Annotated in this window: 23 protein-coding genes; 7 read left to right on the top strand and 16 right to left on the bottom strand. The window is 67.7% G+C overall.

The annotated features are described in order from the left end of the window. Window positions 1-110 precede the first annotated feature (110 nt). From ACEN8I_RS15770 to ACEN8I_RS15755, 4 genes are all read right to left on the bottom strand, one after another. Complete coding sequence (locus tag ACEN8I_RS15770) at window positions 111-701, bottom strand: DUF3455 domain-containing protein (protein WP_413329449.1); 591 nt, start codon at window positions 699-701, stop codon at window positions 111-113. 240 nt (window positions 702-941) lie between these two features. Further along, window positions 942-1,493, bottom strand: a complete 552-nt coding sequence (locus tag ACEN8I_RS15765; protein ID WP_413329453.1) for a DUF3455 domain-containing protein — start codon at window positions 1,491-1,493, stop codon at window positions 942-944. Window positions 1,494-1,755: 262 nt separating this feature from the next. Beyond that, on the bottom strand, window positions 1,756-2,403 hold the full coding sequence (locus ACEN8I_RS15760; RefSeq protein ID WP_413329448.1) for a DUF924 family protein: 648 nt from the start codon (window positions 2,401-2,403) through the stop codon (window positions 1,756-1,758). 39 nt (window positions 2,404-2,442) lie between these two features. Beyond that, window positions 2,443-3,480 carry an alpha/beta hydrolase family protein gene (locus tag ACEN8I_RS15755; protein WP_413329446.1) on the bottom strand — a complete coding sequence of 346 codons (1,038 nt, stop codon included), beginning with the start codon at window positions 3,478-3,480 and terminating at the stop codon, window positions 2,443-2,445. 142 nt (window positions 3,481-3,622) lie between these two features. Here ACEN8I_RS15755 and ACEN8I_RS15750 point away from each other — a divergent pair, with 142 nt between their 5' ends. Together ACEN8I_RS15750 and ACEN8I_RS15745 are read left to right on the top strand one after the other, a co-directional pair. Beyond that, complete coding sequence (locus ACEN8I_RS15750) at window positions 3,623-4,456, top strand: undecaprenyl-diphosphate phosphatase (RefSeq protein ID WP_413329445.1); 834 nt, start codon at window positions 3,623-3,625, stop codon at window positions 4,454-4,456. Between the two features lie 14 nt (window positions 4,457-4,470). Next, the gene (locus ACEN8I_RS15745) at window positions 4,471-5,685 is read left to right on the top strand and encodes a dienelactone hydrolase family protein (RefSeq protein ID WP_413329444.1); all 1,215 of its coding nucleotides are present in this window, start codon (window positions 4,471-4,473) and stop codon (window positions 5,683-5,685) included. A gap of 12 nt (window positions 5,686-5,697) precedes the next feature. Here the strand turns inward: ACEN8I_RS15745 and ACEN8I_RS15740 are convergent, their stop codons facing one another. Then, window positions 5,698-7,203 (bottom strand): acyl-CoA-binding protein, encoded by a 1,506-nt coding sequence (locus tag ACEN8I_RS15740; RefSeq protein ID WP_413329443.1) that lies wholly within the window; start codon window positions 7,201-7,203, stop codon window positions 5,698-5,700. Window position 7,204: 1 nt separating this feature from the next. Then, window positions 7,205-8,485, bottom strand: coding sequence for an MASE1 domain-containing protein (locus ACEN8I_RS15735; protein WP_413329442.1), 1,281 nt, complete (start codon window positions 8,483-8,485; stop codon window positions 7,205-7,207). A gap of 173 nt (window positions 8,486-8,658) precedes the next feature. On the opposite strand from ACEN8I_RS15735, the gene ACEN8I_RS15730 reads away from it, so the two are divergent. The 3 genes from ACEN8I_RS15730 to ACEN8I_RS15720 are packed head-to-tail and all read left to right on the top strand — an operon-like array spanning window position 8,659 to window position 10,755. Next, on the top strand, window positions 8,659-9,186 hold the full coding sequence (locus ACEN8I_RS15730) for a 2,4'-dihydroxyacetophenone dioxygenase family protein (protein ID WP_074577186.1): 528 nt from the start codon (window positions 8,659-8,661) through the stop codon (window positions 9,184-9,186). A gap of 28 nt (window positions 9,187-9,214) precedes the next feature. Further along, window positions 9,215-9,934 carry an SDR family NAD(P)-dependent oxidoreductase gene (locus ACEN8I_RS15725; RefSeq protein WP_413329441.1) on the top strand — a complete coding sequence of 240 codons (720 nt, stop codon included), beginning with the start codon at window positions 9,215-9,217 and terminating at the stop codon, window positions 9,932-9,934. Beyond that, on the top strand, window positions 9,934-10,755 hold the full coding sequence (locus ACEN8I_RS15720) for an IclR family transcriptional regulator (RefSeq protein ID WP_413329440.1): 822 nt from the start codon (window positions 9,934-9,936) through the stop codon (window positions 10,753-10,755). The genes ACEN8I_RS15725 and ACEN8I_RS15720 overlap by 1 nt, the downstream gene beginning before the upstream one ends. Before the next feature lie 9 nt (window positions 10,756-10,764). On the opposite strand, the gene ACEN8I_RS15715 is transcribed toward ACEN8I_RS15720, so the two are convergent. The 3 genes from ACEN8I_RS15715 to mutS are packed head-to-tail and all read right to left on the bottom strand — an operon-like array spanning window position 10,765 to window position 15,104. Next, entirely contained in the window at window positions 10,765-11,607 is an 843-nt protein-coding gene (locus ACEN8I_RS15715; protein WP_413329438.1) for an alpha/beta hydrolase, read from the bottom strand. An 18-nt stretch (window positions 11,608-11,625) separates the two neighbouring features. Then, window positions 11,626-12,453, bottom strand: coding sequence for a proteasome-type protease (locus ACEN8I_RS15710; protein WP_007872287.1), 828 nt, complete (start codon window positions 12,451-12,453; stop codon window positions 11,626-11,628). Window positions 12,454-12,494: 41 nt separating this feature from the next. Next, window positions 12,495-15,104 (bottom strand): DNA mismatch repair protein MutS, encoded by a 2,610-nt coding sequence (gene mutS / locus ACEN8I_RS15705; RefSeq protein WP_413329436.1) that lies wholly within the window; start codon window positions 15,102-15,104, stop codon window positions 12,495-12,497. Window positions 15,105-15,499: 395 nt separating this feature from the next. On the opposite strand from mutS, the gene ACEN8I_RS15700 reads away from it, so the two are divergent. Together ACEN8I_RS15700 and ACEN8I_RS15695 are read left to right on the top strand one after the other, a co-directional pair. Further along, the gene (locus ACEN8I_RS15700) at window positions 15,500-16,315 is read left to right on the top strand and encodes a lysophospholipid acyltransferase family protein (protein ID WP_413329435.1); all 816 of its coding nucleotides are present in this window, start codon (window positions 15,500-15,502) and stop codon (window positions 16,313-16,315) included. A gap of 59 nt (window positions 16,316-16,374) precedes the next feature. Further along, window positions 16,375-17,148 carry a glycosyltransferase family 2 protein gene (locus tag ACEN8I_RS15695; RefSeq protein ID WP_413329433.1) on the top strand — a complete coding sequence of 258 codons (774 nt, stop codon included), beginning with the start codon at window positions 16,375-16,377 and terminating at the stop codon, window positions 17,146-17,148. Here ACEN8I_RS15695 and fabG read toward each other — a convergent pair. From fabG to ACEN8I_RS15660, 7 genes are all read right to left on the bottom strand, one after another. Further along, window positions 17,145-17,879 carry a 3-oxoacyl-ACP reductase FabG gene (fabG, locus tag ACEN8I_RS15690; RefSeq protein ID WP_413329432.1) on the bottom strand — a complete coding sequence of 245 codons (735 nt, stop codon included), beginning with the start codon at window positions 17,877-17,879 and terminating at the stop codon, window positions 17,145-17,147. The two genes, ACEN8I_RS15695 and fabG, sit on opposite strands and share 4 nt — an antisense overlap. Further along, window positions 17,876-18,376 (bottom strand): hotdog family protein, encoded by a 501-nt coding sequence (locus tag ACEN8I_RS15685; RefSeq protein WP_413329431.1) that lies wholly within the window; start codon window positions 18,374-18,376, stop codon window positions 17,876-17,878. The genes fabG and ACEN8I_RS15685 overlap by 4 nt, the downstream gene beginning before the upstream one ends. An 18-nt stretch (window positions 18,377-18,394) precedes the next feature. Continuing rightward, complete coding sequence (locus ACEN8I_RS15680; protein WP_413329430.1) at window positions 18,395-19,225, bottom strand: beta-ketoacyl synthase chain length factor; 831 nt, start codon at window positions 19,223-19,225, stop codon at window positions 18,395-18,397. An 8-nt stretch (window positions 19,226-19,233) separates the two neighbouring features. Beyond that, window positions 19,234-20,427 carry a beta-ketoacyl-[acyl-carrier-protein] synthase family protein gene (locus ACEN8I_RS15675; protein ID WP_413329452.1) on the bottom strand — a complete coding sequence of 398 codons (1,194 nt, stop codon included), beginning with the start codon at window positions 20,425-20,427 and terminating at the stop codon, window positions 19,234-19,236. A gap of 81 nt (window positions 20,428-20,508) precedes the next feature. After that, complete coding sequence (locus ACEN8I_RS15670) at window positions 20,509-21,180, bottom strand: phosphatase PAP2 family protein (protein WP_413329429.1); 672 nt, start codon at window positions 21,178-21,180, stop codon at window positions 20,509-20,511. Next, window positions 21,177-21,986 carry a polysaccharide deacetylase family protein gene (locus ACEN8I_RS15665; protein WP_413329427.1) on the bottom strand — a complete coding sequence of 270 codons (810 nt, stop codon included), beginning with the start codon at window positions 21,984-21,986 and terminating at the stop codon, window positions 21,177-21,179. Before ACEN8I_RS15665 ends, ACEN8I_RS15670 begins: the two co-directional genes overlap by 4 nt. Beyond that, window positions 21,979-24,297: an MMPL family transporter gene (locus tag ACEN8I_RS15660; protein ID WP_413329451.1), complete on the bottom strand. Its 2,319-nt coding sequence runs from the start codon at window positions 24,295-24,297 to the stop codon at window positions 21,979-21,981. Before ACEN8I_RS15660 ends, ACEN8I_RS15665 begins: the two co-directional genes overlap by 8 nt. Window positions 24,298-24,305 lie beyond the last annotated feature (8 nt).

The following is a 24,305-nucleotide window of genomic DNA, read 5'->3' as shown; positions in this document are numbered from 1 at the left end:
ATTGAGCCACCCAGGCCCTTGCATGGGCATTAGCCCATGCGGCGGTCCCGGTCGGCCCACTCATCCCGATTGCACCCCAACGCGGCCCCGTTTAGGCCGTGAACAGGTTCTTAGGCGGGTTTCCAGAAAATGTAATCGGCCTGGTAGGAGTTGGTGAGCTTGTCGCCGATATCGGCCTGGGTGCAGGCCTTGCTGAGATCCTGGCCGCCCTTGGTCTTGATGCGCTGGATGTAGGTGACGTTCTGCAGCACGCCGGGTGCGGCGCCGGGTGCGCCGGTGGACAGCTGCTGCGGCAGGTTGGTGGCGCCCACGCGCGGGGCCAGCGCGACCTGGGTGCCGACGACGCTGGAGCCGTCGATATGGGTCCAGGTGGCGGGCGGGCCGGAGTAGCGGGCGACGGTCTTGCCTGTGCGGTCCAGCAGCTCGGCTTCGGGGCGCACCAGCACCCAGCCTATGGTGCCGGCGGTGGTGGCATTGGCCTGGCACTCGTAGTGCAGCAGGCCGCTGGCGGTGGTTTCGAGCGCGACGACGTTGCCGGGCGGGACCGTGATGGTGGCGTCAAGCTGATCCTGGGTGTATTCCTTGGGCAGGGGCGCGACGCCGGAACATGCGACCATGAGCGCGGCGGTGCCGGTGACCATGGCCACGGTGACGGCTGCGCTTTTGCTATAGGCCCACAGGATGTTGTGCGTGCTTTTCATGAAAATCCTCCGCTTGTTTGTGTCGTTGTCGCTTGCCAGTAAAACGCGGGGTGCAGGCAAGTGCTGTAGGACGCCGCGCAGGCTTGTTGCCAGCGCGTTTCCGCAGGGCCTGACGGCGCGGTGGAAGCGGCCCGGGCAGGCGCAAAAAAGCCCACAGGGCAAGCCTGTGGGACTGAAAAAACCAGCCCCGCCTGACGTTCAGGGCCGGCTGCTTACGCACGCATTGGGGGGACGTCCTCCTTACATCGCCTTGTAGAAGATGTAGTCGGCCTGGTACTGCACTACCTGTCTGGCGCCCGCGTTGCCGGCGGTGCAGGCCATGGCAGGGGCGACGCCGCCGCGGGTGTCCACGCGCTGGATGTAGCTGACGCCGCTCATGGCACCGCTGCCCATGGCCGGGTTGGCCTTGACGAGCTGGGTGGGAATGTTGCCGGCGCCGTTGGGGGCCACGGCGAGCTGGGTGGCGGTGATTTTCGAGCCGTCCATGCTTTCCCAGGTGGCGGGCGGGCCGTAGTACTTGCCGACCTGCTTGCCGCCGCGGTCGTTCAGTTTGGCGTCGGGGCCGACAAACACCCATTCAAACTGGCCGGCCGTGTCTTTTTTGGGGCTGCACTGGTAGGTGATCTCGCCCACGCCCACGGTTTCCATGGCAACCGTGTGGCCGGCCGGCACCTGGACGGCGGCGGGCAGCTGGGCCTGCGAATACATGGGCTTCATGGGCGACATGCTGCCGCAGGCGGCGAGCACGGAAACGGCAAGCAGGGACGCGAAAGCAGTAAAGGGACGCGGCATCATGGTGAAACTCCTCGGTGGTGGTGGACCGGCCAAGGGGCCGGCGTGGCAAGACGCACCGGCCTATGTTGTGAAGCCATGGCGCGGCGCGTCCTGCTGCTGGTACGCGGCCAGGCTGGCGCTGGATTCAAAAAAGTGGCGTAACCACCGGAAGGCATCTCACCAGTGGGGGCCGTGGAACCGGCTTTGCCGGGCCACAGGCGCCCGTCCCCCTGGGGGGAGAACGGGCTACGCGAAGTGAGCCCGGACAGGGGGGAGCGTGCTACTGCCCGAAGCGCGGGCCTCTTTGTAAAAAGTCCTGTTCCTCAGGCGTATCAGCGCGCCCCAGGACCGCATTGCGATAAGGAAAACGGCCGAAGAGCTTGATGATGTCGCGGTGCTGGTGGGCGTAGTCCAGGTTGCCTTGCAGGCGCTGCTTGAGCGCCTCGGGCGCATCGGCGACCAGCCGGGTAAAACGCGCCACACATTCGTCCTGCAGCGCCGGGCTTTCGGCGTGCATCAGCGGCATGTAAAGAAAGAGCCGCGCCGCCCAGGGTAGTTGCTGGTCTTCACCGGCGGCAACGGCCTGCCGCACCAGCTGCTGGGCGCGGTCATCGCCGGCAAAGGCGCGGGCCGTGCCGCGAAAGATGTTGCGCGTGAACTGGTCGAGCAGGATGACCAGCGCCAGGCGGTGCAGGGGCGGCTGCTCCCAGTCCCGCAGGCCGCCGGCCAGAGCCTCATCCACGGCGGCGCCGAAGCGCGTGTGTATCTCGGCATCAAGCTCGGCGCCACCACTGAACCAGCGTTTGCCGAGGTCCTGCGTGGGCCAGTCTTTTTCAATGCCGTCGCCCAGCCAGTAATCAAGGACCTGGCTGGGTGTGGTGGCGCTGGAAGTGGCCGTGGAAATGGAAGAAGGGGCGGATTCAGTCATGTGGATGGTGAGCTTGGCCAGGTGGATTTAGCAGGGGTTTCAGGGCAGCAGGTGCTTGCGCAGAAAAGTGCTGATCTTGCGGTCCAGGGCCGGGAGCTGGCTGCGGTCAAAGCCGGGCGGGTCCAGCAGCAGGTCTTTGGCCAGATCCGACATGCCGTCGGCCGGCGGCGGTGGCGACAGCAGCGCGCCGTGGCCGCCGTCAGGCAGGTCGGCCAGCAGCTCGCAGCGCGGCTGGCAGGCCGCGAGCACCACGTCGCCGTGAAAACGCGGCACCAGCCAGCGGTCTTGCCGCGCGGTGACGAGGCCCAGCGGCACCGCCGGCGAGGCCAGCGAGGCCATGTCGAAATCGGCGGCCAGCGGCACGCCGGCGACCACGGCCTGGATGCGCGCATCGTGATGGCTTTGCCAGGTGGCGTCGCTGAATCGCTGGCGAATGACGGCCAGCACCACGGTTTTTTTCAGGCCGTCCAGCATGCCGCCCGTGAGCCGGGTGGTCAGCCCGGCGCAGGTCTGGAAGTCCTCGGCGATATGGGCTTCGCAATGCCGGGTGAGCAGGGCGGGTGACCAGCGCCCGCCGGCCAGGGTCAGCGCGGTATGGCCGCCGGCCGACATGCCGTACATGCCGACCTTGTCCAGCGACAGCAGTGGTGCGAAACGCGGCTCGCGCGCGAGGGCGTCGATGGCGCGCGACACCTCGGCGGGCCGCTGCTTCCAGCTATCGGGGCCGGGAGAAGAAGGATCCCTGGCGTTGTCGCCGCGGTGCAGGGGAAAGGCAACGACAAAGCCGTCCTCGACCAGGCGGCGCGCCAGGTCGGTGTAAGTCCAGGGTGAGCCGCCCGAGCCGTGCGAGATGACGACCAGGCGGGTGTTGCCGCGTACGGGCTGGCCGTCTTTGTCGACTTTGAGGGAATAGGCGCCGACCTGCATGGGGCGGTCTTCGCCGGCCGAAGGATAAAAAACGCTGATGGCGCTGTCGTCCTGCAGGCCCGGCACTTGGGTAAAGCCCATGCCGGCCTGCGCGCTCGCGGTTGTGAGCAGCAAGGGCAGCAGCAGGCCGCTCAGAAAATAGCGATGCATGGGTGTATTCTCCTTTTTTCTTTTGGCGGTCAGGCTGCGTGCCGGGGCGGCGCATGTAAGTTATCAGGGCATTTTCACCGGATTCGCGCGGCGGCCCTTCACCTTGCCCGGTGATAATCACCGCTAAATTTCTGGAGCCAGCGTGGATATAGCACTGTTGATCAAAGCCGCCATCATGGGCATCGTCGAGGGCCTGACCGAATTCCTTCCCATCTCCTCGACAGGCCACCTTATTCTTGCGGGCTCGCTGCTCGGTTTTGACGACGATAAGGCCAAGGTCTTTGACATCGCGATCCAGACCGGCGCCATCTTCGCGGTGATCCTGGTCTACTGGCAGAAGATTCGCGCGACCGTGGTGGCGCTGCCGACCGAGAAACAGGCGCAACAGTTTGTGCTCAATGTGCTGGTGGCTTTTGTGCCGGCCGTGGTGCTGGGCCTGCTGTTCGGCAAGGCCATCAAGGCCCATCTGTTCACGCCGGTCGTGGTGGCCAGCACCTTCATCATCGGCGGCTTCATCATCCTCTGGGCTGAAAAGCGCCAGCAGAACAACCCGGCCGCCGCGCGCATCCAGGAAGTGGAGGCCATGACCGTGATGGACGCGGTCAAGGTCGGCCTGGTGCAGTGCCTGGCGATGATCCCGGGCACCAGCCGCAGCGGCGCGACCATCATTGGCGGCATGCTGCTGGGGCTGTCGCGCAAGGCGGCCACCGATTTTTCTTTCTTCCTGGCCATGCCCACGCTGATAGGCGCGGGTGTCTACAGCCTCTACAAGGAGCGCGCGCTGCTGTCCATGGCGGACCTGCCGTTGTTCGGGGTGGGCCTGGTGTTTTCTTTCCTGAGCGCCTGGCTGTGCGTGCGCTGGCTGCTGCGGTATATCTCGAGCAACAGCTTTGTGCCTTTCGCCTGGTACCGCATCGCTTTCGGCATCGTGGTGCTGGCCACGGCCTGGAGCGGCCTGGTGGTCTGGGCGGAATAAGGCGGGCCGCGCGCATGGGCTGGGCTTTCCGTTTTTTTTCGCTGCTCACGGGCCTGCTGCTGGCGGCCCAGATCTCGCACGCGGCCGGCCCGGTGAGCATCCCCTCGCTGGACGGCAAGCTGGAGATCCCGGCCTACTGGTTTGACGTCGGCGACGGCGAGCCCAGGCCCGTCATCATCGGCTTGCACGGCTGCGGCGGCGGGCTGGACAGCAAGGGCAATTTTGCCGAGCGCTTTTTCCGCTACGCGGGTTATTTCAACGCGGAGCGCATCCACTTCCTGCCGCTGGACAGCTTCACGCCGCGCGGGCAGAAGTCGATCTGCGAAACACCGAACAAGCTTCGCACCATCCATGAGGCCGAGCGCCGGGAAGACGTGTTCGCCGCCATCGCCTGGCTGGTGAAGCAGCCCTCGGTGGATGCCTCGCGCATTGTGGTCATGGGCTGGTCGCACGGCGCGCAGACCGTGCTCAGCACGGTGGACGCCACGGACGCCTACGTGCAGGCGCAGAAGGTGCGGCCGCGCGCCGCCGTGGCTTTTTACCCCGGCTGCCTGGTGAACAACAAGATGTGGAACTATGAAGTCCACACGCCGCTGCTGATCATGATCGGCGAGCTCGACGACTGGACGCTGGCGCATGAATGCGTCACGCTGCAGGAGCGGCTGCGCAAGAACAAGGCCAACGCGACGGTGGAGCTGGAGGTCTACCCAGGCAGCTACCATGGCTTTGACGGCCCCGGCCCCGTCAAGCAGATGGTAGGCCTGGGCAACACCAAGAGCGGCACGGCCATGGTGGGCGGCAACCCGGCGGCGCGTGAGGCCTCGCATGCGCGCATGTTCGAGTTCCTGTCGGCGCAGCTGGGCCAGCCTTTGCTGCTGTCGCACGCGCAGCGCTTCAAGGGCCATCACTACGTTGTGCCGCCGGCCTCGGGTTTCGCGGCGGCCGACGATATGAACGCCGTGCCGCTCAGCGATGCCGGCAAGGCGCGCTATGCCCACTTTCGCAGCCTGCCGCCGCCCAAGGCCTTTGCCGTGACGGAAAAAGGCGGCTGGTATTTCAATGCCGGCGAGCCCGAAGCCATGGCCACGACCTTCCAGCAGTGCGCGCGGGCGAAATCAAAATGCTGGCTTTATGCCGTGGACGACCAGGTGGTGTGGCAGCCCGATGTGGCGGCCCGTGCCGGCGCGGCCGGCCTGCAGCGCCTGGGCGCCAAGGCCGCCGGCCAGTAGGCCAGTAGGGGGTCAACCGGCCCTGAGCTTCTCGACCAGGGCCGCGTAGCCGGCCATGGCCGCCTCGCGGGCCATGCCCTTGCGCTGGGCCCAGGCGTCGAATTTGGCGCGGCCGGTCACGTCCATGATGCCGGGGCGCTCTCCCGTCGCGTCGCCCACCGTGGCCTGTTTGTACAGGGCATAGAGCGCCAGCAGCTCGTCGTTGCCGGGCGGCTTGGCCAGCGTCTTGACGGCAATGCCCGCGGCTTCGAAGGCGCGTTCGGCCTCGCTGGGGCCGGCGGGCGCCGGCGGCGCGCCGAAGTGGGCGTCTTCGAGCGCCACGTCATCGGGAAACCAGCGCGCGTCCAGCAGCCGGCCCGAACGCACGGCAAAGGCCAGCACACCCTGCGACATCAGGCCTGCAGCCGTGAGCGTGGCGGGCAGCACCGCGATGCCGGCATTGAACACCGGCTGGCCGAAGGCGGTGAATTTGATGCCGCCGGCCCAGGGCAGCATGGCCTGCAAGCCCTTGTTGCCGCGGTAGATGCCGCTGGCGCGGTTGCTGCCGGGCTGGAACCAGCCCATGTCGGAAGCGCCCCGGGCGAAGACGCCGCTGAAGTCGCCGGCCTCCAGCGCCGCGCGCAGCGATTGCGCAAAAGCCTGCAGGGCGTCGGCGCTCATCTTGGGGTCGTCCACCGCCATGCCCAGCGAGGCGGCGCTGCTGGCGCCGAAGAATTCGAGCACGTTGCGCGCCACCTGCTCGCGGTCGTTGTCGACGCAGATCATGTGGTAGCTGTTCTCCAGCACCACCATGCGCGCCTTGGCGCCGCCTATCTGTTCGACCAGGTAGTTGGCCGAGGCCAGGCTCGTGAGTTCGTCTTCGCGCGCATGGATCACCAAGGTTTCGCTGGCCATGTTTTTAAGGTCCGTCATGACCCAGCGGCGCAGGCGATCCACCTGCCGTATGCAGGCCAGCGGCACCCAGCGGTAGTGGAAGTTCTCGCCGCGCGCGAACTTGGCCTTGACGATGGCGCGCAGCTGCTCGTTCTTGATGCCGAAGGGGTCTTCCTCTTCCACCCGCATGCGCGCCGGAACGCCGGGCACGTAATACATCAGGTGGCGCGCCGGTGTGTACCAGGCGGTGGCCCAGCCGTCGATGTAAATCGGCGGGGCCAGCGCGATCAGCTTGCCGCGTGTGTGCTTCTGGCGCTTGGCCAGCTCGGTGGCCAGCAGCGCGCCCATGCACATGCCCATGATGTGGAAGTTGTCGTGCTGCGCGGCCACCTCGTGGTACTTGGCCGTGACGGCTTCCATCCACTGCTCGGCCGTGACGTGGACCAGGTCTTCGGGTGTGGTGCCGTGGCCGGGCAGGGTCAGCGAATGGGTGACGAAGCCGGCATTTTTGAGCCGCTTGTGCATGGAGCCCAGGTCGTATTGCGTGCCGCCCAGGCCGTGGATCAGGAAGACGGCGGGCGTGCTTTTGTCCACGGCCGCTTCGGAAGGCGGCGTGATAGGGGTGACGGGCGCATCCGCTGCCACGTCAGGCCTCGACTTCCAGCAGCACGGCCACCTGTTCGACCTGGCCGTCGGCGCCGCGCACGCCCGAGAGGCGCGCGTTCACGGCGGCCACGCGGCCGTCGCTCCAGCGCAAGGTGTTCTTCCACAGCACATGCTCACGCTGGCCCTGCGTGAGGTCGCGCCAGTCGGCCTGCAGCGCGGGCTGCTCCTGCGGGTCGGCGTGGGTGATGAAGTCCTGCACCGTCAGCAGGGCGGCCGCATCGGTGCGCAGCAGTTCGCTGGCGCCTTCCCCCCATTCGGCCGCACCGGTCCTGGCGTCGAAATTGGCGACCACCGTGCGGTTCGATTCCAGCACCTGGCGGTAGCGGGTGCGCCAGTCCTGCGCCAGCGCGAGCGCCTGCGCGGCGGTGGCGCCCAGCGCGTTGACCACGCCCACCAGAAGCGCCATCACGGCCACATAACCCTGGACCTCGATCACCGCCTCGCCGGGAAAGCCCTCGACCTCGGCGAAAGGCCCGCCGCCGCTGTTGGTCCAGGCGATCAGCGCCAGCGCGCCCAGCAGCGTGGCCAGTGTGGCGCCGCGTTCCTTCCAGAGGATGGCAGTGACCACGATAAAAGGCAGCGGCAGGTAGGCCAGCGTGGGGCCCAGCGAAGCGCCGAAGCGGTCGGACACGTCGCTTGAAAAGATCAGCGCGGCCACCACAAAGAACAGCACAAAAGTGCCGGCGCCCGCGAGGAACTGACTGCTGGCCATGCCGCCCGAGCGCTTGACCTTGAAGCCCGCGAAGGAAGTGATGAGCGGCGCGACCAGCAGGATGCCGACGAAGGTCGTGCAGGCCCAGACGCGCCACTCGGTCAGCAGGGGGATGGGCTGGGGCAGGGCCCAGCTCCAGAGCACGATGGCGATGCTGGCGCCCAGCGCGGAAGTCAGCAGCGCACCGACCAGCAAGCCGGCATAGGCCTTGCCCGGCTCGATGCGGCCGTCGGGACGGGGTGCGCGCAGCAGGCGCGCCACCCAGGCGCCCAGGCCGGCCGCCAGCGCCTCGTTGGCGCCAAAGGCCAGCGCCGGCAACAGCGCCAGGCCGTCCAGCAGCGACAGCAGGGCGGCCGCCAGCGCGGCGCCTGCCAGCACGGCGGCCCGCTTGGCCGGCTTGACCACCAGCAGCGCGCCAAAGGTCACCCCCGTGGCCAGCCAGACGGAAGCGCTCAGCGTCATCGCGTCGCCCATGCTCTGGGACACGATGGCCGCGACGGCCCAGGCAAGAAAGGTCACGGCAAGGGTGACGATAAAAGGCAGGGCCATGGGGGTTCTCCTCGGAGAGTCGTGTTATTGCTCGGCGTTGGCGCCGGATGGTCTGGCGTAGTTTATCTAGTCTGTTGCAAATGCCGGCCTGCGCGCTTAGGGGTAAATCCCCGCGCTTTCGAAGTCATTGTTTTCTACAATATGGACACATATCCACAATATGGACAAATCCCATGCCCGTAGACACCCCTGACCAGACGCCGCTGATGCCTTACCAGTACCCCAACCCGCCCGATGCCAGGCCGGAAATCGTGGTGCAGCACGCCATCCCCACCGACGAGCGGCTCTGGGTGCCGCAGGCCGAGAACGTCTGGTTCCGCCCGCTGTGCCTGAACGCCAGCCAGGGTTACTGGATGAATCTGCTGCGCGTGCGCAAGTCCGGCGTGCTGAGCCGGCACCGCCATCCGCAGGCGGTGCACGGCTTTGTGCTCAAGGGCCGCTGGCGCTACCTGGAGCACGACTGGGAGGCCACCGAGGGCAGCTATGTGTTCGAGCCGCCCGGTGAAACCCACACGCTGTATGTGCCGGAAGACGTCGAGGAAATGATCACCTACTTCCAGGTCAACGGTGTCATGTACTACACCGACCCGTATGGCAAGGGCATGGGCTACGAGGACGTGTTCACCAAGATAGAGATGTGCAACAAGCACTTCGAGGCGGTCGGCCTGGGCGCCGACTACACAAAACAATTTATCCGCTGAGCGCGGCCGCATCTTTCAGGAATTACCCATGACCTACCAGGCCGGACTCTTCAAAGGCAAACGCGCGCTGGTCGCCGGCGCCACCCAGGGCATAGGCGCCGTCATCGCGAATCACCTCGCTGCGCTGGGCGCCGAAGTGACGGCCCTGGGGCTGGGCGGCGGCGACGGCACCCTCGATCCCGCCGTCGAGGTGCGCCAAGCTGACGTGACCTCGGCGACCAGCCTGGACGCGGCGCTGGCCGGCATGGACCGGCTGGACATCGTCTTCAACTGCGCCGGCATCATCCAGCGCGGCGCCGAGCACGACATCGAGGTGTTTGAAAAAGTGCTGGCCGTCAATCTGACTGGCACCATGAGGGTGTGCACCGCCGTGCGCGAGCGCCTCAAGGCCAGCCGCGGCTGCATCGTCAACACGGCTTCCATGCTGAGCTTTTTCGGTGGCGGCCTGGTGCCCGGTTATGCGGCCAGCAAGGGCGGCGTCGCCCAGCTCACCAAGTCACTGGCGATTGCCTATGCGCCCGACGGCATACGCGTGAACGCCATCGCCCCCGGCTGGATCGCCACGCCGCTCACGAAAGCGCTGCAGGACGACCCGGTGCGCGCCGGCCCCATCCTGGCGCGCACGCCCATGGGCCGCTGGGGAACACCCAAGGACGTGGCCGAGGCTGCGATGTTTCTTTGCACGCCGGCGGCTGCCTTTATGACCGGCGTGATCCTGCCGGTGGACGGCGGCTACATGGTGTCGTGATGGACCAGCCCATTGTCAGGTCATCCAAGGCCTCGCAGGTGGCCGGCACGGCCGCGTTCTCGAAATTCATGCACGTGCTGCAACTGGTGGCCGACTCGGAGCAGCCGCCCAACGTCGGTGCACTGGTCAAGGCCAGCGGCTACCCCAGACCTACGGTGCACCGCATCGTCGCGGCCCTGGTGGCCGAGCGCCTGCTGGTCGAAAACGAGCGCGGCGCACTGCTGGCCCTGGGCCCGCGCCTGATCCAGCTAGCCAGCCGCAGCTGGGGCCGCTCAGACCTGCGCCTCGCCGCTGTCGACGAACTCAAGCGCCTGCGCGACATCACCGGCGAGACCGTGCACCTGGCCGTGCCCAATGGCAGCGCCATGGTCTATATCGAAAAACTCGAAAGCCCGAGCGCGGTGCGCATGGCCTCGCGTATAGGTACCAGCGTGGCGCTGCATGCGACGGCGGTCGGCAAGGCGTATATGGCGGCGCTGGAGCCCGCCGCGCTGGAGCCGTTGCTGGCGGGGCTGCCCTTGCAGCGCTACACCGGCAACACGCTGGTAAAGCTGCCCGACTTGCGTAAGCAGCTGCAGATCACGCGCGAACGCGGCTGGTCTGTGGATGGCGAGGAGCACGAGGCCGGCATTTTTTGTTACGGCGCCGTGATACGCGGCGGCGGTGGCACGCCTGTTGCCGCTATCAGCGTCAGTACCTTGATGTTCCGGCAGAAAGAAAACCCCGAGCAGGCCTATGTGGCGCCTTTGCTGGAGGCCTGCCGGGCCATCTCGGCGCGGATTGCCGAGACGCCGGCCTTGTCGTCGGCGGAGCTTTTGTAGGCGCCTGGGTCAGTCCAGGAAATTCCGCAGGGCCGCTTCGATGGCCGCTGCCGTCATCAAAGGCTTCTCCATGGGAAACAGGTGGCTGCCATCCAGCATCATGATCCGTCCCTTGGTCACCTTCTCGGTCATGGCCATCCCGACCTGCTTCATCTCCACCGACTGGCGTCCGCCGATAAAGGCGACGGGGCATTTCAAGGGGTGGCGCTTGATCAGGCCTTCGAGGTTGTCGGGCAGGGTGTTGTAGATCGCGGTTTCCACGTCGCGGTCAAAGCTCAGCAACCGCTTGCCTTCGTCCTCACCGGTGCCTTCGTAGGTGCCGTGCGCGATGTAGTCGCGCAGCACCTGCTCGTCCCAGGCGGCAAAGGCTTTTTTGCTTCGGAAGTGCTCGAACACCTCGTCCTTGCCCAGCCACTGGTTTTTGCGTTTGCGGCTGATGGCGCCGGGCGAGATGGCGCCGACCAGCTGGGCGCGTTTGGCGACGCTGAGGGCGCGGGCGCGCCAGCCGCCCAGGATGGGGGAATCGACCAGCACCACGCCCTTGACGGGCTGGCCGCCCAGCTGTGGGTTGCGCGCGGCGCACATCAGGCTTAAAAAGCCGCCCAGCGAATGGCCGACCAAAAAGGCCGGCTGACCGGCTTTTTCGACCTCGCGCGCGGTGAAGTCGGCCAACTGCTGCACCAGGTGGGGCCAGTTGCTGGTGACCGGGTAGCGCGGGTCGTGGCCGAATTTGTCAACCGCCTTGACCTGGAAGCCGCGGGCTTTCAGGCTATTGAAAACCGCGCTGTAAGTGCCGGCCGGGAAGCTGTTGCCGTGGGAAAAAATGACCAGCGGTTTTAACGAAGTGGGCACGGTTTAAATCAGCACCTGTTAAATCAACTTCTCGTCGGGCGTGCTGATTTTCTTGAGCGGCTCGTGGCGCGTGGCCGGCATCTTCAGCGGGATGTCGGTGTGCGCGTCGTCCCAGACCGGGTCCTCGATGCTGTCGAAGACCTCGCGCAGCTTCTGGCCCCAGCTGCTGTGCATCATGCGGTAGTAGGGGTTGTCGTTGTCGATGCAGACGATCTTGTCGCTCTTGTAGGTGTCGGCCTCGTAGACCACCAGGTCCAGCGGCAGGCCCACCGAGAGGTTGGACTTCATGGTCGAGTCCATGGACACCAGCACGCATTTGGCGGCCTCGGCCAGTGGCGTGGCGGGGGTCAGCACGCGGTCCAGCACGGGCTTGCCGTATTTGGACTCGCCGACCTGGAAGTAGGGCGTCTCGTCGGTGGCCTCGATGAAGTTGCCGGCCGAATACATCTGGAACAGGCGCATGTTCTCGCCGCGGATCTGGCCGCCGAAAACCAGCGAGACGTTGAAGTCCACATCGGCGTTTTTGAGCGCCTCGGCATCGCGGTCATAGACGCGACGGATCGCCGAGCCCAGCACACGGGCGGCGTCGAACATGCTTTTGGCGTTCCAGATGGTGATGGGCTCGCCGCCTTCATGGTCCTTGAGCTGCTCTACCTGCAGGATCTCGCGTATCGACTGCGAGATCGACAGGTTGCCGGCCGACAGCAGCACCATGAAGCGGTCGCCCGCTTTTTCGTACACGATCATCTTGCGGAAGGTGCTGATGTGGTCCAGGCCCGCGTTGGTGCGGGAGTCTGACAAAAACACCAGCCCGGCGTTGAGTTTGGCGGCGACGCAGTAGGTCATGAGATGGCTTTGGGGTGTGGGGGAGGTCGGGTTGCGCTGGGTCACGGCGAGGCAGACATCTTTTTGAGGCGGTACAGGGCGTCCAGCGCCTCGCGCGGCGTCAGTGCGTCAGGGTCTATGGTACCCAATGCCTTGTCCACTGCGCTTTGTTCGGGCGCGGCGGCTTCGGGCGGGGCGGCGAACAGGTCGACCTGGGCGCGCGCTTCGTTCTGGTGGGCCTCCAGCGCATTGAGCGCATGGCGGGCGTGGTTGACCACCGCGGCGGGCACGCCGGCCAGCTTGGCCACGGCAATCCCGTAGCTCTTGCTGGCGGGGCCGGGCTCGATATGGTGCAGGAACACGATGTCGGCGCCGGACTCGACCGCGCTCACATGCACATTGATCGCGCCGTGGTGCTGGGCCGGGAATTCGGTCAGCTCGAAGTAGTGCGTGGCAAACAGCGTGAAGGCCTGCGTCTTGTTGTGCAAATAGGCAGCGATGCCGCCGGCCAGCGCCAGGCCGTCGAAGGTGGAGGTGCCGCGGCCTATCTCGTCCATCAACACCAGAGAGTGCGGCGTGGCGGCGTGCAGGATCTGCGCGGCCTCGGTCATCTCGAGCATGAAGGTCGACTGCGCATTGGCCACGTCGTCGGCCGCGCCTATGCGGGTGTGGATGGCGTCTATGGGCCCGAGCCGGCAGCTGGCCGCCGGCACATAGGAGCCCACGCTGGCCAGCAGCACGATCAGGGCCACCTGGCGCATATAGGTCGATTTACCGCCCATGTTGGGGCCGGTGATGACCTGCATGCGGTGTTTGCCGCTCATGGCGCAGTCGTTGGCGATGAAGGAACCCCCGCCGGTTTCGGCCAGGCGCGCCTCCACCACCGGATGCCGGCCCTGGACGATGTCTATGCAGGGCTCGCGCACAAACACCGGCGCTGCCCAGTTCAGCGTGAGCGAGCGCTCGGCCAGCGCGCACAGCGCATCCAGCGAGGCCAGGGCGCGCGCCAGCCGGCTCAGCGCGGGGATGAAATCCTGCAACTGGTCCAGCAGTTGTTCGTACAGCCATTTTTCGCGCGCCAGCGCGCGCTCCTGCGCCGACAGGGCCTTGTCTTCAAAGGCCTTGAGTTCGGGCGTGATGTAGCGCTCGGCATTCTTGAGCGTCTGGCGGCGGCGGTAGTCGTCGGGCACCTTGTCGACCTGGCCCTGCGTGACCTCGATGTAAAAGCCGTGCACCTTGTTGAACTGCACGCGCAGGTTGGCGATGCCGGTGCGGGCTTTTTCGCGCACTTCCAGGTCGAGCAAAAAGCTGTCGCAATTGGTCTGGATGGCGCGCAGCTCGTCGAGGTCGGCGTCGCAGCCGTGGTTGATGACGCCGCCGTCGCGTATCAGCGCGGCCGGCTCGTCCAGCACATAGCGGCCCAGCAGCGCGGCGCAGCCGGCCGGCGGCTGCAGGTCTTCGAAGATGCGGGTCAGCAGCTCCGGAAAATCGCTGCCCGCGGGCGCGGCCAGTTCGGCTTTTTGCAGCGTGTCCTTGAGGGCGACCAGCTCGCGCGGCCGCACCTGGCGCAGCGCGATGCGGGCGGTGATGCGTTCCACGTCGCTGCAGCCCTTGAGTCTGGCGCGCAGCGTTTGCTGCGAGCCGCCGCGCAAGTGCGTAATGGCATCCAGCCGCGCGGCAGCCTGGGCGCGGTCGCGGCGTGGCGTGAGCAGCCAGCTCTTGAGTGCGCGGCTGCCCATGCCGGTGGTGCAGGTGTCCAGCAGCGAAAACAGCGTGGGCGAGTCCTCGCCGCGCAGGGTTTGCGTGAGTTCGAGGTTGCGCCGCGTGCTTTGCGGCAGCTCGATCAGTTCGCCGGAGCGCACCACCTGCAGGCCCTGCACATGCGACAGCGCCCGGCCCTGTGTGTGTTCGGCATAACCGAGCAGCGCCGAGGCGGCGGCATGGGCTTCGTTCAAGGCCTCGGCGTTCCAGGAAGCCAGCGAGGCGACCTTGAGCTGGTCCAGCAGCCGGCGCGCGCCCAGGGCGGCGTCGAATTGCCAGGCCGGGCGTGCGGTGGAGGCGCAGCGCTGGGCCTTGATGCGCTGCTCGAAGGCCGGCGTCACGTCGATGTTGTAGAGCAGCTCGCTGGGCGCCACGCGCGCCAGCCAGGCCTCGAGTTCGTCGCCGGCGCAATGCGCCAGATGGATTTCGCCTTGCGTCACGCTGAGCCAGGCCAGGCCGCAGGTGTTGCGCGCGCCCTGGTGCACGGCCAGCAGGATGGATTCGGTCTTGTCGCTGAGCAGCTCGGTGTCGGTCAGCGTGCCTGGTGTCACCACTCTCACGACTTTTCTCTCGACCGGCCCCTTGCTGGTGGCGACGTCGCCGACCTGCTCGCAGATCGCGACCGATTCGCCGAGCTTGATGAGCTTGGCAAGGTAGCCTTCGAGCGAATGGAAGGGCACGCCGGCCATGACCACCGGCTCGCCGGCCGACTGGCCGCGCCGCGTCAGCGTGATGTCGAGCAGGCGTGAGGCTTTCTCCGCGTCGGCGAAGAACACTTCATAGAAGTCGCCCATGCGGTAAAAAACCAGTGTGTCGGGATAGTCCGCCTTGATGCGCTTGTACTGCGTCATCATGGGCGTGTCTTCAGCCCCTGTTGCGGAATTTTTGCCCCGAATTGTTTCCTTTTGCATCAATGAACCGGCGCCCCGGCGCCCCCTTCTTTTGCCATTTTTTTCACCCAATCCGCTATCTTAGGTGGAGCCTGGGCTCCCCCCGTACGCCCCGATTGTCCTTTACTCCAGGGCAATCCCGGGCACTTGCGGCTTTCGGCCGGCTTCCGCCCGAAAAGCCCGGCGGGCAGCCACCGGACGGCGTGAAACCTGACGCTGCAAACCGGCAATCGGCCGGGAAACGGCAGTCGCGCAGAGGTAGACTCGCTGGAATTCATCCATTCCAGCACCATCCTGCCGGCAGGCACCCGCCCGCGCCGGGCTCCACAACCCTTCGCAAGGCCAATATCCGGGTCGCCGAGAGCAGCACAACCACCGCAAGCCAAAAACCAAAAGCCACCCTGCGAAACCGCTCCATGGACAACAAATCCGACGCCTTGCTTGCCGAAGCGCCCGTGCTGAACACGGGCCGCAGGGCCTTGCATGAAACGGCCCGGCTGGGCCTGGGTTATGCGCTGCTGGTGCTCCTCTGCCTCGGCGTCTCGGTGATGGCCATCGCCATGCGCGCGCTGCTGCCGAGGGCGCTGAGCCGGCGCTGGGGGCGCAAGCTCGCGGCGGGGAGCTTTCGCGGCTACCTGCGCCTGCTGGAGCTCATGGGCGCCTGCCGTTTCGACCTGGCGGCGCTGGACGTGCTGCGGGACGGCCCGCCGCTGATCATCGCGCCCAACCACCCGTCGCTGCTGGACGCCATCATGATCCTGTCCCGCCTGCCGGACGCCACCTGCATCATGAAGGCCGACATCGTCAACAGCGTTTTCTTCGGCGCCGGCGCGCGCCTGGTCGGCTATATCCGCAACATGCCGCTGCGCACCATGGTGCAGCTGTCGGTGGCCGACCTGCGCCAGGGCAGCAGCCTGCTGCTGTTTCCCGAAGGCACCCGTACCCGGCGCTTTCCCGTCGGGCGCATGCAGGGCACGACCGGCCTGATTTCCAAACATGCGGGCGTTCCGGTGCAGGCCGTCTTCATCGAAACCGATTCGGCTTTCCTGGGCAAGGGCTGGTCCCTGCTGTGGACGCCGAAAATGCCCGTCACCTACCGGGTGCGCCTGGGCAAGCGCTTTGAACCCGCCGGCGACACCGCGCTGTTCACGGCGGAGCTGGAGCGTTACTTCGAGGCCGAATTGCAACGTTTCCAGCCGTTGCCCTCCATCGCCGCGGCGCCGCCGGCCTAGGGCGGGTGCAAGCTTCGCGACCCGCTTTCCGCCTCCCTGATCCCCCCATCTTCCAGCCGATGAACAATCCCCCCCGCGCCGCCTCCACCACGCACCTGGTCCTGATTCCCAGCTACAACCCCGGCGTGAAGGTTGACGAAACCGTGCGCGGCGCGCTGGCGCAGTGGGCGCCGGTCTGGGTGGTGATCGACGGCAGCACCGACGGCAGCGCCGCACGCCTGCAGGCGATGGCCGAGGGCGACGACCGGCTGCGCGTGCTGGTGTTGCCGCGCAATGTCGGCAAGGGCGCGGCCGTGCTGCACGGCATCGAGCTGGCCGCGGCGCAGGGCTTCACGCACGTGCTGGCCATGGATTCGGACGGCCAGCACCCGGCCCACCTGATCCCGGACTTCATGGCCGTTTCGCAGGCCCAGCCCGACGCCATGGTGCTGGGCGTGCCCGTGTTTGCCGCGGACGCGCCGCGCCTGCGCGTCAACGGGCGCAAGCTGTCCAACGGCTGGGCCGACCTGGAAACCCTGTGGGCCGGCATAGGCGATTCGCTGTTCGGCTTTCGTGTCTACCCGATCGCGCCGCTGCGCGAAGTCATGGCCGGGCAACGCTGGATGCGCCGCTTTGATTTCGACCCGGAGGCGGTGGTGCGCATGTGCTGGCTTGGCGTCAAGCCTATCAACCTGCCGGCCACCGTCCGGTATTTCCGCCCCGACGAGGGCGGCGTCTCGCACTTCAACTACCTGCGCGACAACCTGCTGCTCAGCTGGATGCACGGCCGCCTGCTGCTGGGCTTTTTGCTGCGCCTGCCTTTGCTGCTGGCGCGCAGGATCCGTGGGACTTAGATCATTCCACCGTTGATCGAAATCACCTGCCCGCTGATGTAGGCCGCACGTTCGGAGGCCAGGAAACTCACGAGGTCGGCGACTTCCTGGGGCTGGCCGGCCCGCTTCATGGGCACCAGCCGGGCAATCTCGGTCGCATCAAAACTGTCCTGGCTCATGGGCGTGGCGATGATGCCGGGCGCGACCGCATTGACGGTGATGCCGCGGCTGGCCACCTCCAGCGACAGCGATTTGGTGGCCGAGTGCAGCGCGCCCTTGGCCGCCGCGTAGTTCACCTGGCCACGATTGCCGGCCACGGCGGCCACCGAGGTGATGTTGATGATGCGTCCCCAGCGCGTGCGGATCATGGGCATCATCAGGGGCTGGGTCACATGGAAGAAGCCGTTGAGCGAGACGTCGATCACCTGCTGCCATTGCCGCAGCTGCATGCCCGGAAAGACCGCGTCGTCATGGATGCCCGCATTGTTCACGACCACCTGCACCGGCCCCTGCAAGAGCAGCGCCTCCAGGGCCGCGCCGGTCGCCGCGGCGTCGGTGACGTCGAAGGCCACGGCCTCGGCCTGGCCGCCCGCGGCCCGTATGGCCGCCACCACGGCAGATGCGGCATCCAGGCTGCGGTTGCCGTGCACCAGGACATGAAAGCCGTCGGCGGCTAGCTGGCGGCAAATGGCCGAACCGATGGCACCGCTGCCGCCTGTGACCAGCGCGCGTTTGGGTGAAGGGGAGGTCATGGGGTCTCCTTGGGGTTTGTGGGCGCCATGGCCGCGTCCAGCATCACGACAGCGCGGCCTGAGAGCAGCAGCGCATCTCCCGCATGCACGGTGAAATCGTAGAGGACGCTTCCGGCGTTGCCGCTGCGGCGTTCGGCGCGCACGGCCATCGCCGTGCCCAGGTCGTCCAGCCGCGCGACATGCAGGCTCACGCCGCGCACGCTGACCAGGTATCCGGCTTTGGGCGCTTCATCCGGTGCGGCTGCCTGCATTTCGGCGACCAGCGCCCCGTGCACGGCCATAGCTTGCGCCGCGTATTCAATGCCGCAGGCTGCGCCCAGCCGTCCGTGGGCGCGCAGCGGGTTGCCGGGGTCCAGGTGGCTGGTGGCTTCGCAACTGATTCGCTCGCTGTCCCAGGCGCTCACGCGATCGAGCAGGCACATGCTGCCCTGATGCGGAATGCGGCGCGCGATTTCCTCGTGGTCCAGGCTTGCAGGCGGGGTAAAGGCAAGGGTCATGGCGAAGGCTCGCAAGGCTTAGGGCGCCACCTGCAGGGCCAGCTGCGAGCCCTCCAGGTAGTCGAGCACGACGCGGCCCGAGTGCCGGCCCGCGACGCCGCGCAGCAGGGGCAGGCAGCGAGCCGCCGGAATGTCCTGGCGCAGTTTTTCGAGCGCAGGGTCGTCCAGCCGGTCCGCGGGCACGCGGCTCAGGCAGCCGGCCGGCTCCAGCGTCCATTGCGCCAGGCTGCGTTCGCTGCGGCTTGGCGCCAGCACCAGGGCTACGCCGAAGCTGTCGGGAATGGCGCGCGCGCTGTACAGTGGTTCAGGGTAGTTGGTGTCATAGGCGACCAGCAGCACGGGCACCTGCTCCACCGCCACCTGTGTCATGGCCTCGAGCAGGCCGGCCGCAAAACTGGCATCGCGCGCGCACAGCACCGACGAGGTCGCCATGGCGCCGCTGGAGATGCTCCAGTAGCCGGCCGCGGCGTTGTGCACCGAGTTGTGAAAGCGCGTGGGAGAGATCAGCCTGTCGCTGGAGGCCAGCGTGCTGCATATCTCGTGGCAATTGACGGCGTCGCCGCTGGAGGACGAAAACACCGAGGCCAGCGTGGCCGCCCGCAGGCCCGAAGCCGCCACGGCTTCCTCACCGACCGCCAGCGACACCTTGACCACCGCGCCAGCGCGGCGGCGCTCGGCCTGCGGCAAGGCCATGGGCGGCGGCAGCACGCAGCGCGCGGACTGGTAGGGCGCGGCGCCCATCAGGCATTCGCGGCCGTGCGCCCAGTTCGCGAGGCCGGGGCCCAGCAGGCCTATGCCTTGCACAAACACGGTGAGGACCGGGGCGGGAGGTGGGGATGTCTGCGTCATGTTGGGTTTCAGCCGGCGCAGCCCAGCAGCAGGCTGCAGTTGGTGCCGCCGAAGCCGAAGGAATTGCTGAGCACATGGCGCGGGGCCGCTTGCTGGTTGTCCACCAGGTAGTGGACCGGCAGCGCCGGGTCGAGCGCGCGGGTGTTGAGGCCGCCGGGCAGCAGGCCGTGCTGCAGCGCCAGCGCGCAGACCACGGCCTCCAGGCCGCCGGCGGCGCCCAGGGTGTGGCCGGTCGCGCCCTTGGTGGAGCTGCAGGGGACGCTCGTGCCGAACAGTGCCGCCACCGCCTTGGCTTCGGCGGCGTCGTTGCTCTGTGTCGCGGTGCCGTGCAGGTTGATGTAGTCGATGTCGGCCGCGCCCAGGCCGGCCATGGCCAGGGCCTGCTCCATGGCCAGGCGCGCGCCCAGGCCCTCGGGGTGCGGCGAAGACATGTGGTACGCGTCGCTGGATTCGCCCACGCCCAGCAGCAGCACGTCGCCGGGCCGGGGCCGCGCCGGCGCGCGTTCAAGCAGCGCAAAGGCGGCGGCCTCGCCGATGGAGATGCCGTCGCGCTCGGCGTCGAAGGGGCGGCAGGCCTGCCCGGAAGTCAGGCCCAGCGAATTGAAGCCGTACAAAGTGGTCAGGCACAACGAATCCACACCGCCCACCACCGCGGCGTCGATCAGGCCCGCGCGCATCATTCTTTGCGCCGAGGCAAAGACCTTGGCGCTGGACGAGCAGGCCGACGAAACCACGACGGCCGGGCCGGCCAGGCCCAGGTACTGGCGCGTGAAGTCGGCCACCGAGAAGGTGTTGTGGGTGGTGTTGTAGTGGAAGTCCGCGGGCAGCGCGCCGCTGTGCGGATCGCGCCGGCGGTAGGCGAGCTCGGTTTGCAGGATGCCCGACGTGCTGGTGCCGATAAAGACGCCCACGCGCTGCGCGCCGTGGCGCTGGACGGCGGCGGCCGCGGCGGCCTCAAAGCCGTCCTGCCTCAGCCCCAGCAGGGCGAGCCGGTTGTTGCGGCAATCGAAAGCGGCCAAGGGCTCGGGAAGCACGACCTGGTCCACGCCTTGCACCTCGCCGACAAAGGTCTGCAGGTCGACCGTGTCGAAACCGCAGGGCGCCAGCCCGCCGCGTCGCGCGCGCAGCGCGTCCAGGGTCTGTGCCAGGCCGCGTCCCATGCTGCTGGTCGCGGTGAAATGGGAAAGCCAAAGGGGGTACAGGGGAGAGGGCCTCTCTGAAGAAAAAGACACTTTAGCAAACCGCCAGCAGGGGCGGCCGCATGCCGCGCCGCGGGCCGGTGCTCACGCGCGTCCCCCGCGTTGCCGGTGCAGGCGCAGGGACAGCCAGGCCGCGAGCCCGCCCAAGGCGATGCCGGCGGCGACGTCCACCGCGACGTGCTGGCGCGTGGCCAGTGTCGAGTAGGCGATGCCGGCGCACCACAGGGCGTTCAGCCACAGCAGCCAGGACGGTGCGGAAAATCCGCGCAACAGGCGGTGCAGCCACAGGCCCGAGAAAACGGCCGTCGCCACATGCAGCGAAGGGCAGGCGTTGCCCGCCGCGTCGATGTTTTTCAGGAACTGCATATCGGGGTATTTCAGCCAGTCGACGTCGGCCGGCGGGGCGGCCGTGGGCCAGACAAAAAACACCGCCAGGCCGAAGAGGCAGGTCAGTGCGATCGCCAGGCCGTAATGCAGCAGTTCGCGCCTGTCGCTGAAGAACAGCGGCGGCAGCGACACATAGACCCACAGCGACAGGTAGACCGGCAGGGCCAGCGGCGCAAAGCCGACCAGATGGTCGGCCCAGGTCCGCGGCATCACGGTGAGGGGAAAGACCGGGTACTTGAGCAGGTAGAAATAGGCGCCGAAAAACAGGGCGATGAACAGCATCGTCCCCACGCCCTTGAGGAAGAAGTGCCGCGAAACAGCTTCGGCCATGCGGGACCACGCGGTGGGTTGGGCTTGCGGCGGCTTCATGCGAGGGCCTGACGCAGGGTCACGGTGCGCAGCCCGGCCGCGCTGATCGATTCGAGCAGGGGCGGCAGCACCTCGAGCACGACAGGAATACCTTGCGGCGTGCGCGCCGCGTTGCCGTCGTGCAGCAGCACGATGGCGCCGGGACGCAGCCCGGCCTGAAGCCTGCGCAGCACGCGCGCGGCGTCGCCGGTGCGCGTGTCGAAACCGCGCACCGACCAGCTGGCGAGCTTCAGGCCCAGCCGGGCCAGCACCGGGTCGAGGAAGGGGTTGCGCAGGCCGGCCGGCGCGCGAAAGAACAGCGGGCGCTGGCCGCTGGCCCGGGCCAGCGTGTCCTGCGCGGCCTGCAGCTCGCGCAGCATGCTGCGCGGGCCGGTCACGGAAAAATGATGGCGGTGGTGCTGGCTGTGGTTTTCAACGGCATGGCCGCGCCGCACCATCTCGCGGCACAGCTCGGGGTGGCGCGCGGCTTTTTCGCCGACGCAAAAAAACGTGGCGCGGACCGCGTGGCGATCCAGCAGGTCCAGCACCAGGGGGGTCACGGCGGGGTCGGGCCCGTCGTCGATGGTCAGCGCGATTTCGCGTCGGGCCTCGGCCGCGGCGGGCAGGCGCGTCCAGTTCGGGCCCAGCCAATGGCTGCGCGGCCAGAGGCCGGCAAAGGCGATCAGCCCGTGATTGAGCACCACGGCCGCGAGGGCCCAGGGCCAGAGGCCCATCTTCACAATGACGGCCACCAGCGCCAGCAGGTGCACGCCGGCGCTGGCGCGCAGCAGGGCGCCGGGTTTCCACACTGTGCCGGGCTCAGGCATGGGCCCTCCGCGCAAAGATCGCCGCATACAGCAGCGCCAGGATGACGCCGGGCGCGACCGTGGCGCCCATGGCCTGCAGGATGGAGACCTTGGAAAATGCCAGCAGCCCAAAGCCCGCCACCGTGGTCAGGTTGGCCAGCAGCATGGAGGCCAGGGTGCGCGGCGCGATCGGCGTGGCCGGGTCGGGCCGGTCAAAGAACAGCGCGTAGTTGGAGCCGACGGCCACGACGAGCAGCAGGCCGACCAGGTGCAGGATGATCAGCTGCTGGCCCAGCAGCGCCAGGCCGGCCGTGACTGTGACGACCGCGGCGGCCAGCGGCGCGAGGGTGCGCAGCACCCGGGCCGGCGAGCGGAACACCGCCAGCAGCAGCACCACGATGAGGGCCAGCCCGCCCAGCGACAGCATGATGGCCTCGTGCAGGTAGCCCGCGTACAGGCGGTCCGATTCGGTTTTCAGATCGACAAACAGCACGCCGGGCAGGGAGGCGGCCGCCAGGGCGGCGTGGATGTCGGCGGCCTGGATGTTCGCGCCCTTGGGCGCGGTCAGCGGCAGCAAGGCGTTCCAGCGTCCGGCTTTGCCGAGCAGCAGGGCGTCCAGGCCCATGGCCATGGATGTTTTTTCCAGGTCGGCCGCTTGCAGCGGGGGCCGGCCGCGGGCTGCGGCGACGTCGGCCAGAAAGGGCGCGAAGACCTCCGCACGCACCGGCAGGCCCTGCACCGCCCGGGCCAGCCGCGGCTGCAGCTGCTCGGGCGGCGGCAGGCTGGTCTGGCGGGCGCTTTGCGTGGCCAGGCTGGGAAGGTAGCGGCTGGGGCTGTCAAAGCCGGCGATCTGGCCGCGCTCGACCTGCGCCTGGAGCACGCCGGACACCCGCTCGGCGGTTTGCAGCGCCGCTTCCTGGCTGCCGGCGGAGACCACCACCACATAACGCACATCCGGCGCGCCCATGTCGGCGCGCAGGCTTTCGTCGAGCGCCACATCGGCTTGCGACACCGGGCTCAGCGAGGAGATCTTGTCGTTGAACAGGCTGGCATGGTGGCCGGCCAGGACGGCGCAGGCGGCCAGCAGCAGGGCCGCGGCTGGCCAGCGCAGGGCCGGGGCGCGCGCCGCCAGCGCCTGCAGCACATGCCCGATGGCCGAGACGTCATGGATGCGAAAGCCCGCCGGCAGCAGGTGCGGCAGCACATAGCGGGTGACCGCGGCGGCCGTGACCAGGCCGGCGATTGCATACAGGCCCAGTTGCGCCAGGCCCGGAAAGCCGGACAGCAGCAGCGAGGCAAAACCGGCGATGGAGGTCAGCACGCCCAGCCGTACCGTGGGCCAGAAGCGCCTGACCCAATGCTGCGGGTCCGCGCCGGCATCCTCGGACTGCACGAACAGGTAGATGGAATAGTCCACCGCCTCGCCGATCAGGGCCGTGCCGAAACCCAGCGTGATGCCGTGCACCGAGCCGAAGCCCAGGCTCACTGCGGCAATGCCCGCCAGCGCGCCGGTGATGACGGGCAGGAAACCCAGGACCAGCGCGCCGACGGAGCGATAGACCAGCAGCAGCAGGCCCGCGATCAGCGCCACGCTGATCATCGAAAGAAGGCTGACCTGGCTCTGGATGGCCTCGCGCGAGGTGACGGAAAACACGCCGGGGCCGGTCATGACGAGCGAGGCGCCGCTCTGGCCGGCGGCCGCGTCGAAGGCCTTGCGGACCGCGGCCATGGCCTGTTGCTGGGCATCGGTGTCGGAGCCCGCCGCGCGGGTTTGCAGCAGCATCAGCGCGCGCCGGCCATCGCGCGAGGCCCAGGCGCCGTCGACCTGCCTCGGCTGGCTGCCGGCATTGAACTGTCCCAGCAACTGCACCATTTCACCGGTCGGGTCGCGCGGCAGCAGGGCCTTGGCCATCAGGCCCGCGGGCGAGGCGAGCAGGTCTATGCTTTCGCCCAGGGCCGCGTGCAGGCCGGCTTCGCTGAAGCGCTCGGGCGTGACGGCGGGGCTCAGCACATAGCGGTTGGCCAGCAGGAAGTCGCGGTCGCGCGCGCTGTTGACGGGCTCGCCGTTGGACACGCTGGCGAAGGCGGGATCGGCGCGCAACTGCTGGGCGAGCTGCCGCGACAGCCGGGCCCGGGTCGGGGCATCGGTGCCCTCTATGCCCACCAGCACCAGGCGTGAGGCCAGGCCCTCGGTGATCTGGTCCTTGAGCAGCTGCTGCTCGGGCGTGGGCGTGCGCGGCAAAAAGGCCGAGAGGTCGGTGGTGAAATGGGTGCGGCTGATGACCAGCGCGCAGCCGGCCAGGAACACCAGCCACAGCGCGATGGCGGCCATGCGGCCGC

The organism is Polaromonas sp. CT11-55 (assembly GCF_047303325.1).
GTDB lineage: Bacteria > Pseudomonadota > Gammaproteobacteria > Burkholderiales > Burkholderiaceae_C > Polaromonas.
Note: the sequence above shows the minus strand (reverse complement) of the source record. Positions and strands in the feature narration are given on the sequence as shown.

What these genes read in the sequence shown, in the direction of transcription:
- ACEN8I_RS15770 (WP_413329449.1), bottom strand. Translation starts at nt 701, where the DNA reads ATGAAAAGCACGCACAACATCCTGTGGGCCTATAGCAAAAGCGCAGCC.
- ACEN8I_RS15765 (WP_413329453.1), bottom strand. Translation starts at nt 1,493, where the DNA reads ATGCCGCGTCCCTTTACTGCTTTCGCGTCCCTGCTTGCCGTTTCCGTG.
- ACEN8I_RS15760 (WP_413329448.1), bottom strand. Translation starts at nt 2,403, where the DNA reads ATGACTGAATCCGCCCCTTCTTCCATTTCCACGGCCACTTCCAGCGCC.
- ACEN8I_RS15755 (WP_413329446.1), bottom strand. Translation starts at nt 3,480, where the DNA reads ATGCATCGCTATTTTCTGAGCGGCCTGCTGCTGCCCTTGCTGCTCACA.
- ACEN8I_RS15745 (WP_413329444.1), top strand. Translation starts at nt 4,471, where the DNA reads ATGGGCTGGGCTTTCCGTTTTTTTTCGCTGCTCACGGGCCTGCTGCTG.
- ACEN8I_RS15735 (WP_413329442.1), bottom strand. Translation starts at nt 8,485, where the DNA reads ATGGCCCTGCCTTTTATCGTCACCCTTGCCGTGACCTTTCTTGCCTGG.
- ACEN8I_RS15730 (WP_074577186.1), top strand. Translation starts at nt 8,659, where the DNA reads ATGCCCGTAGACACCCCTGACCAGACGCCGCTGATGCCTTACCAGTAC.
- ACEN8I_RS15725 (WP_413329441.1), top strand. Translation starts at nt 9,215, where the DNA reads ATGACCTACCAGGCCGGACTCTTCAAAGGCAAACGCGCGCTGGTCGCC.
- ACEN8I_RS15720 (WP_413329440.1), top strand. Translation starts at nt 9,934, where the DNA reads ATGGACCAGCCCATTGTCAGGTCATCCAAGGCCTCGCAGGTGGCCGGC.
- ACEN8I_RS15710 (WP_007872287.1), bottom strand. Translation starts at nt 12,453, where the DNA reads ATGACCTACTGCGTCGCCGCCAAACTCAACGCCGGGCTGGTGTTTTTG.
- mutS (WP_413329436.1), bottom strand. Translation starts at nt 15,104, where the DNA reads ATGCAAAAGGAAACAATTCGGGGCAAAAATTCCGCAACAGGGGCTGAA.
- ACEN8I_RS15700 (WP_413329435.1), top strand. Translation starts at nt 15,500, where the DNA reads ATGGACAACAAATCCGACGCCTTGCTTGCCGAAGCGCCCGTGCTGAAC.
- ACEN8I_RS15695 (WP_413329433.1), top strand. Translation starts at nt 16,375, where the DNA reads ATGAACAATCCCCCCCGCGCCGCCTCCACCACGCACCTGGTCCTGATT.
- fabG (WP_413329432.1), bottom strand. Translation starts at nt 17,879, where the DNA reads ATGACCTCCCCTTCACCCAAACGCGCGCTGGTCACAGGCGGCAGCGGT.
- ACEN8I_RS15685 (WP_413329431.1), bottom strand. Translation starts at nt 18,376, where the DNA reads ATGACCCTTGCCTTTACCCCGCCTGCAAGCCTGGACCACGAGGAAATC.
- ACEN8I_RS15680 (WP_413329430.1), bottom strand. Translation starts at nt 19,225, where the DNA reads ATGACGCAGACATCCCCACCTCCCGCCCCGGTCCTCACCGTGTTTGTG.
- ACEN8I_RS15670 (WP_413329429.1), bottom strand. Translation starts at nt 21,180, where the DNA reads ATGAAGCCGCCGCAAGCCCAACCCACCGCGTGGTCCCGCATGGCCGAA.
- ACEN8I_RS15665 (WP_413329427.1), bottom strand. Translation starts at nt 21,986, where the DNA reads ATGCCTGAGCCCGGCACAGTGTGGAAACCCGGCGCCCTGCTGCGCGCC.
- ACEN8I_RS15660 (WP_413329451.1), bottom strand. Translation starts at nt 24,297, where the DNA reads ATGGCCGCCATCGCGCTGTGGCTGGTGTTCCTGGCCGGCTGCGCGCTG.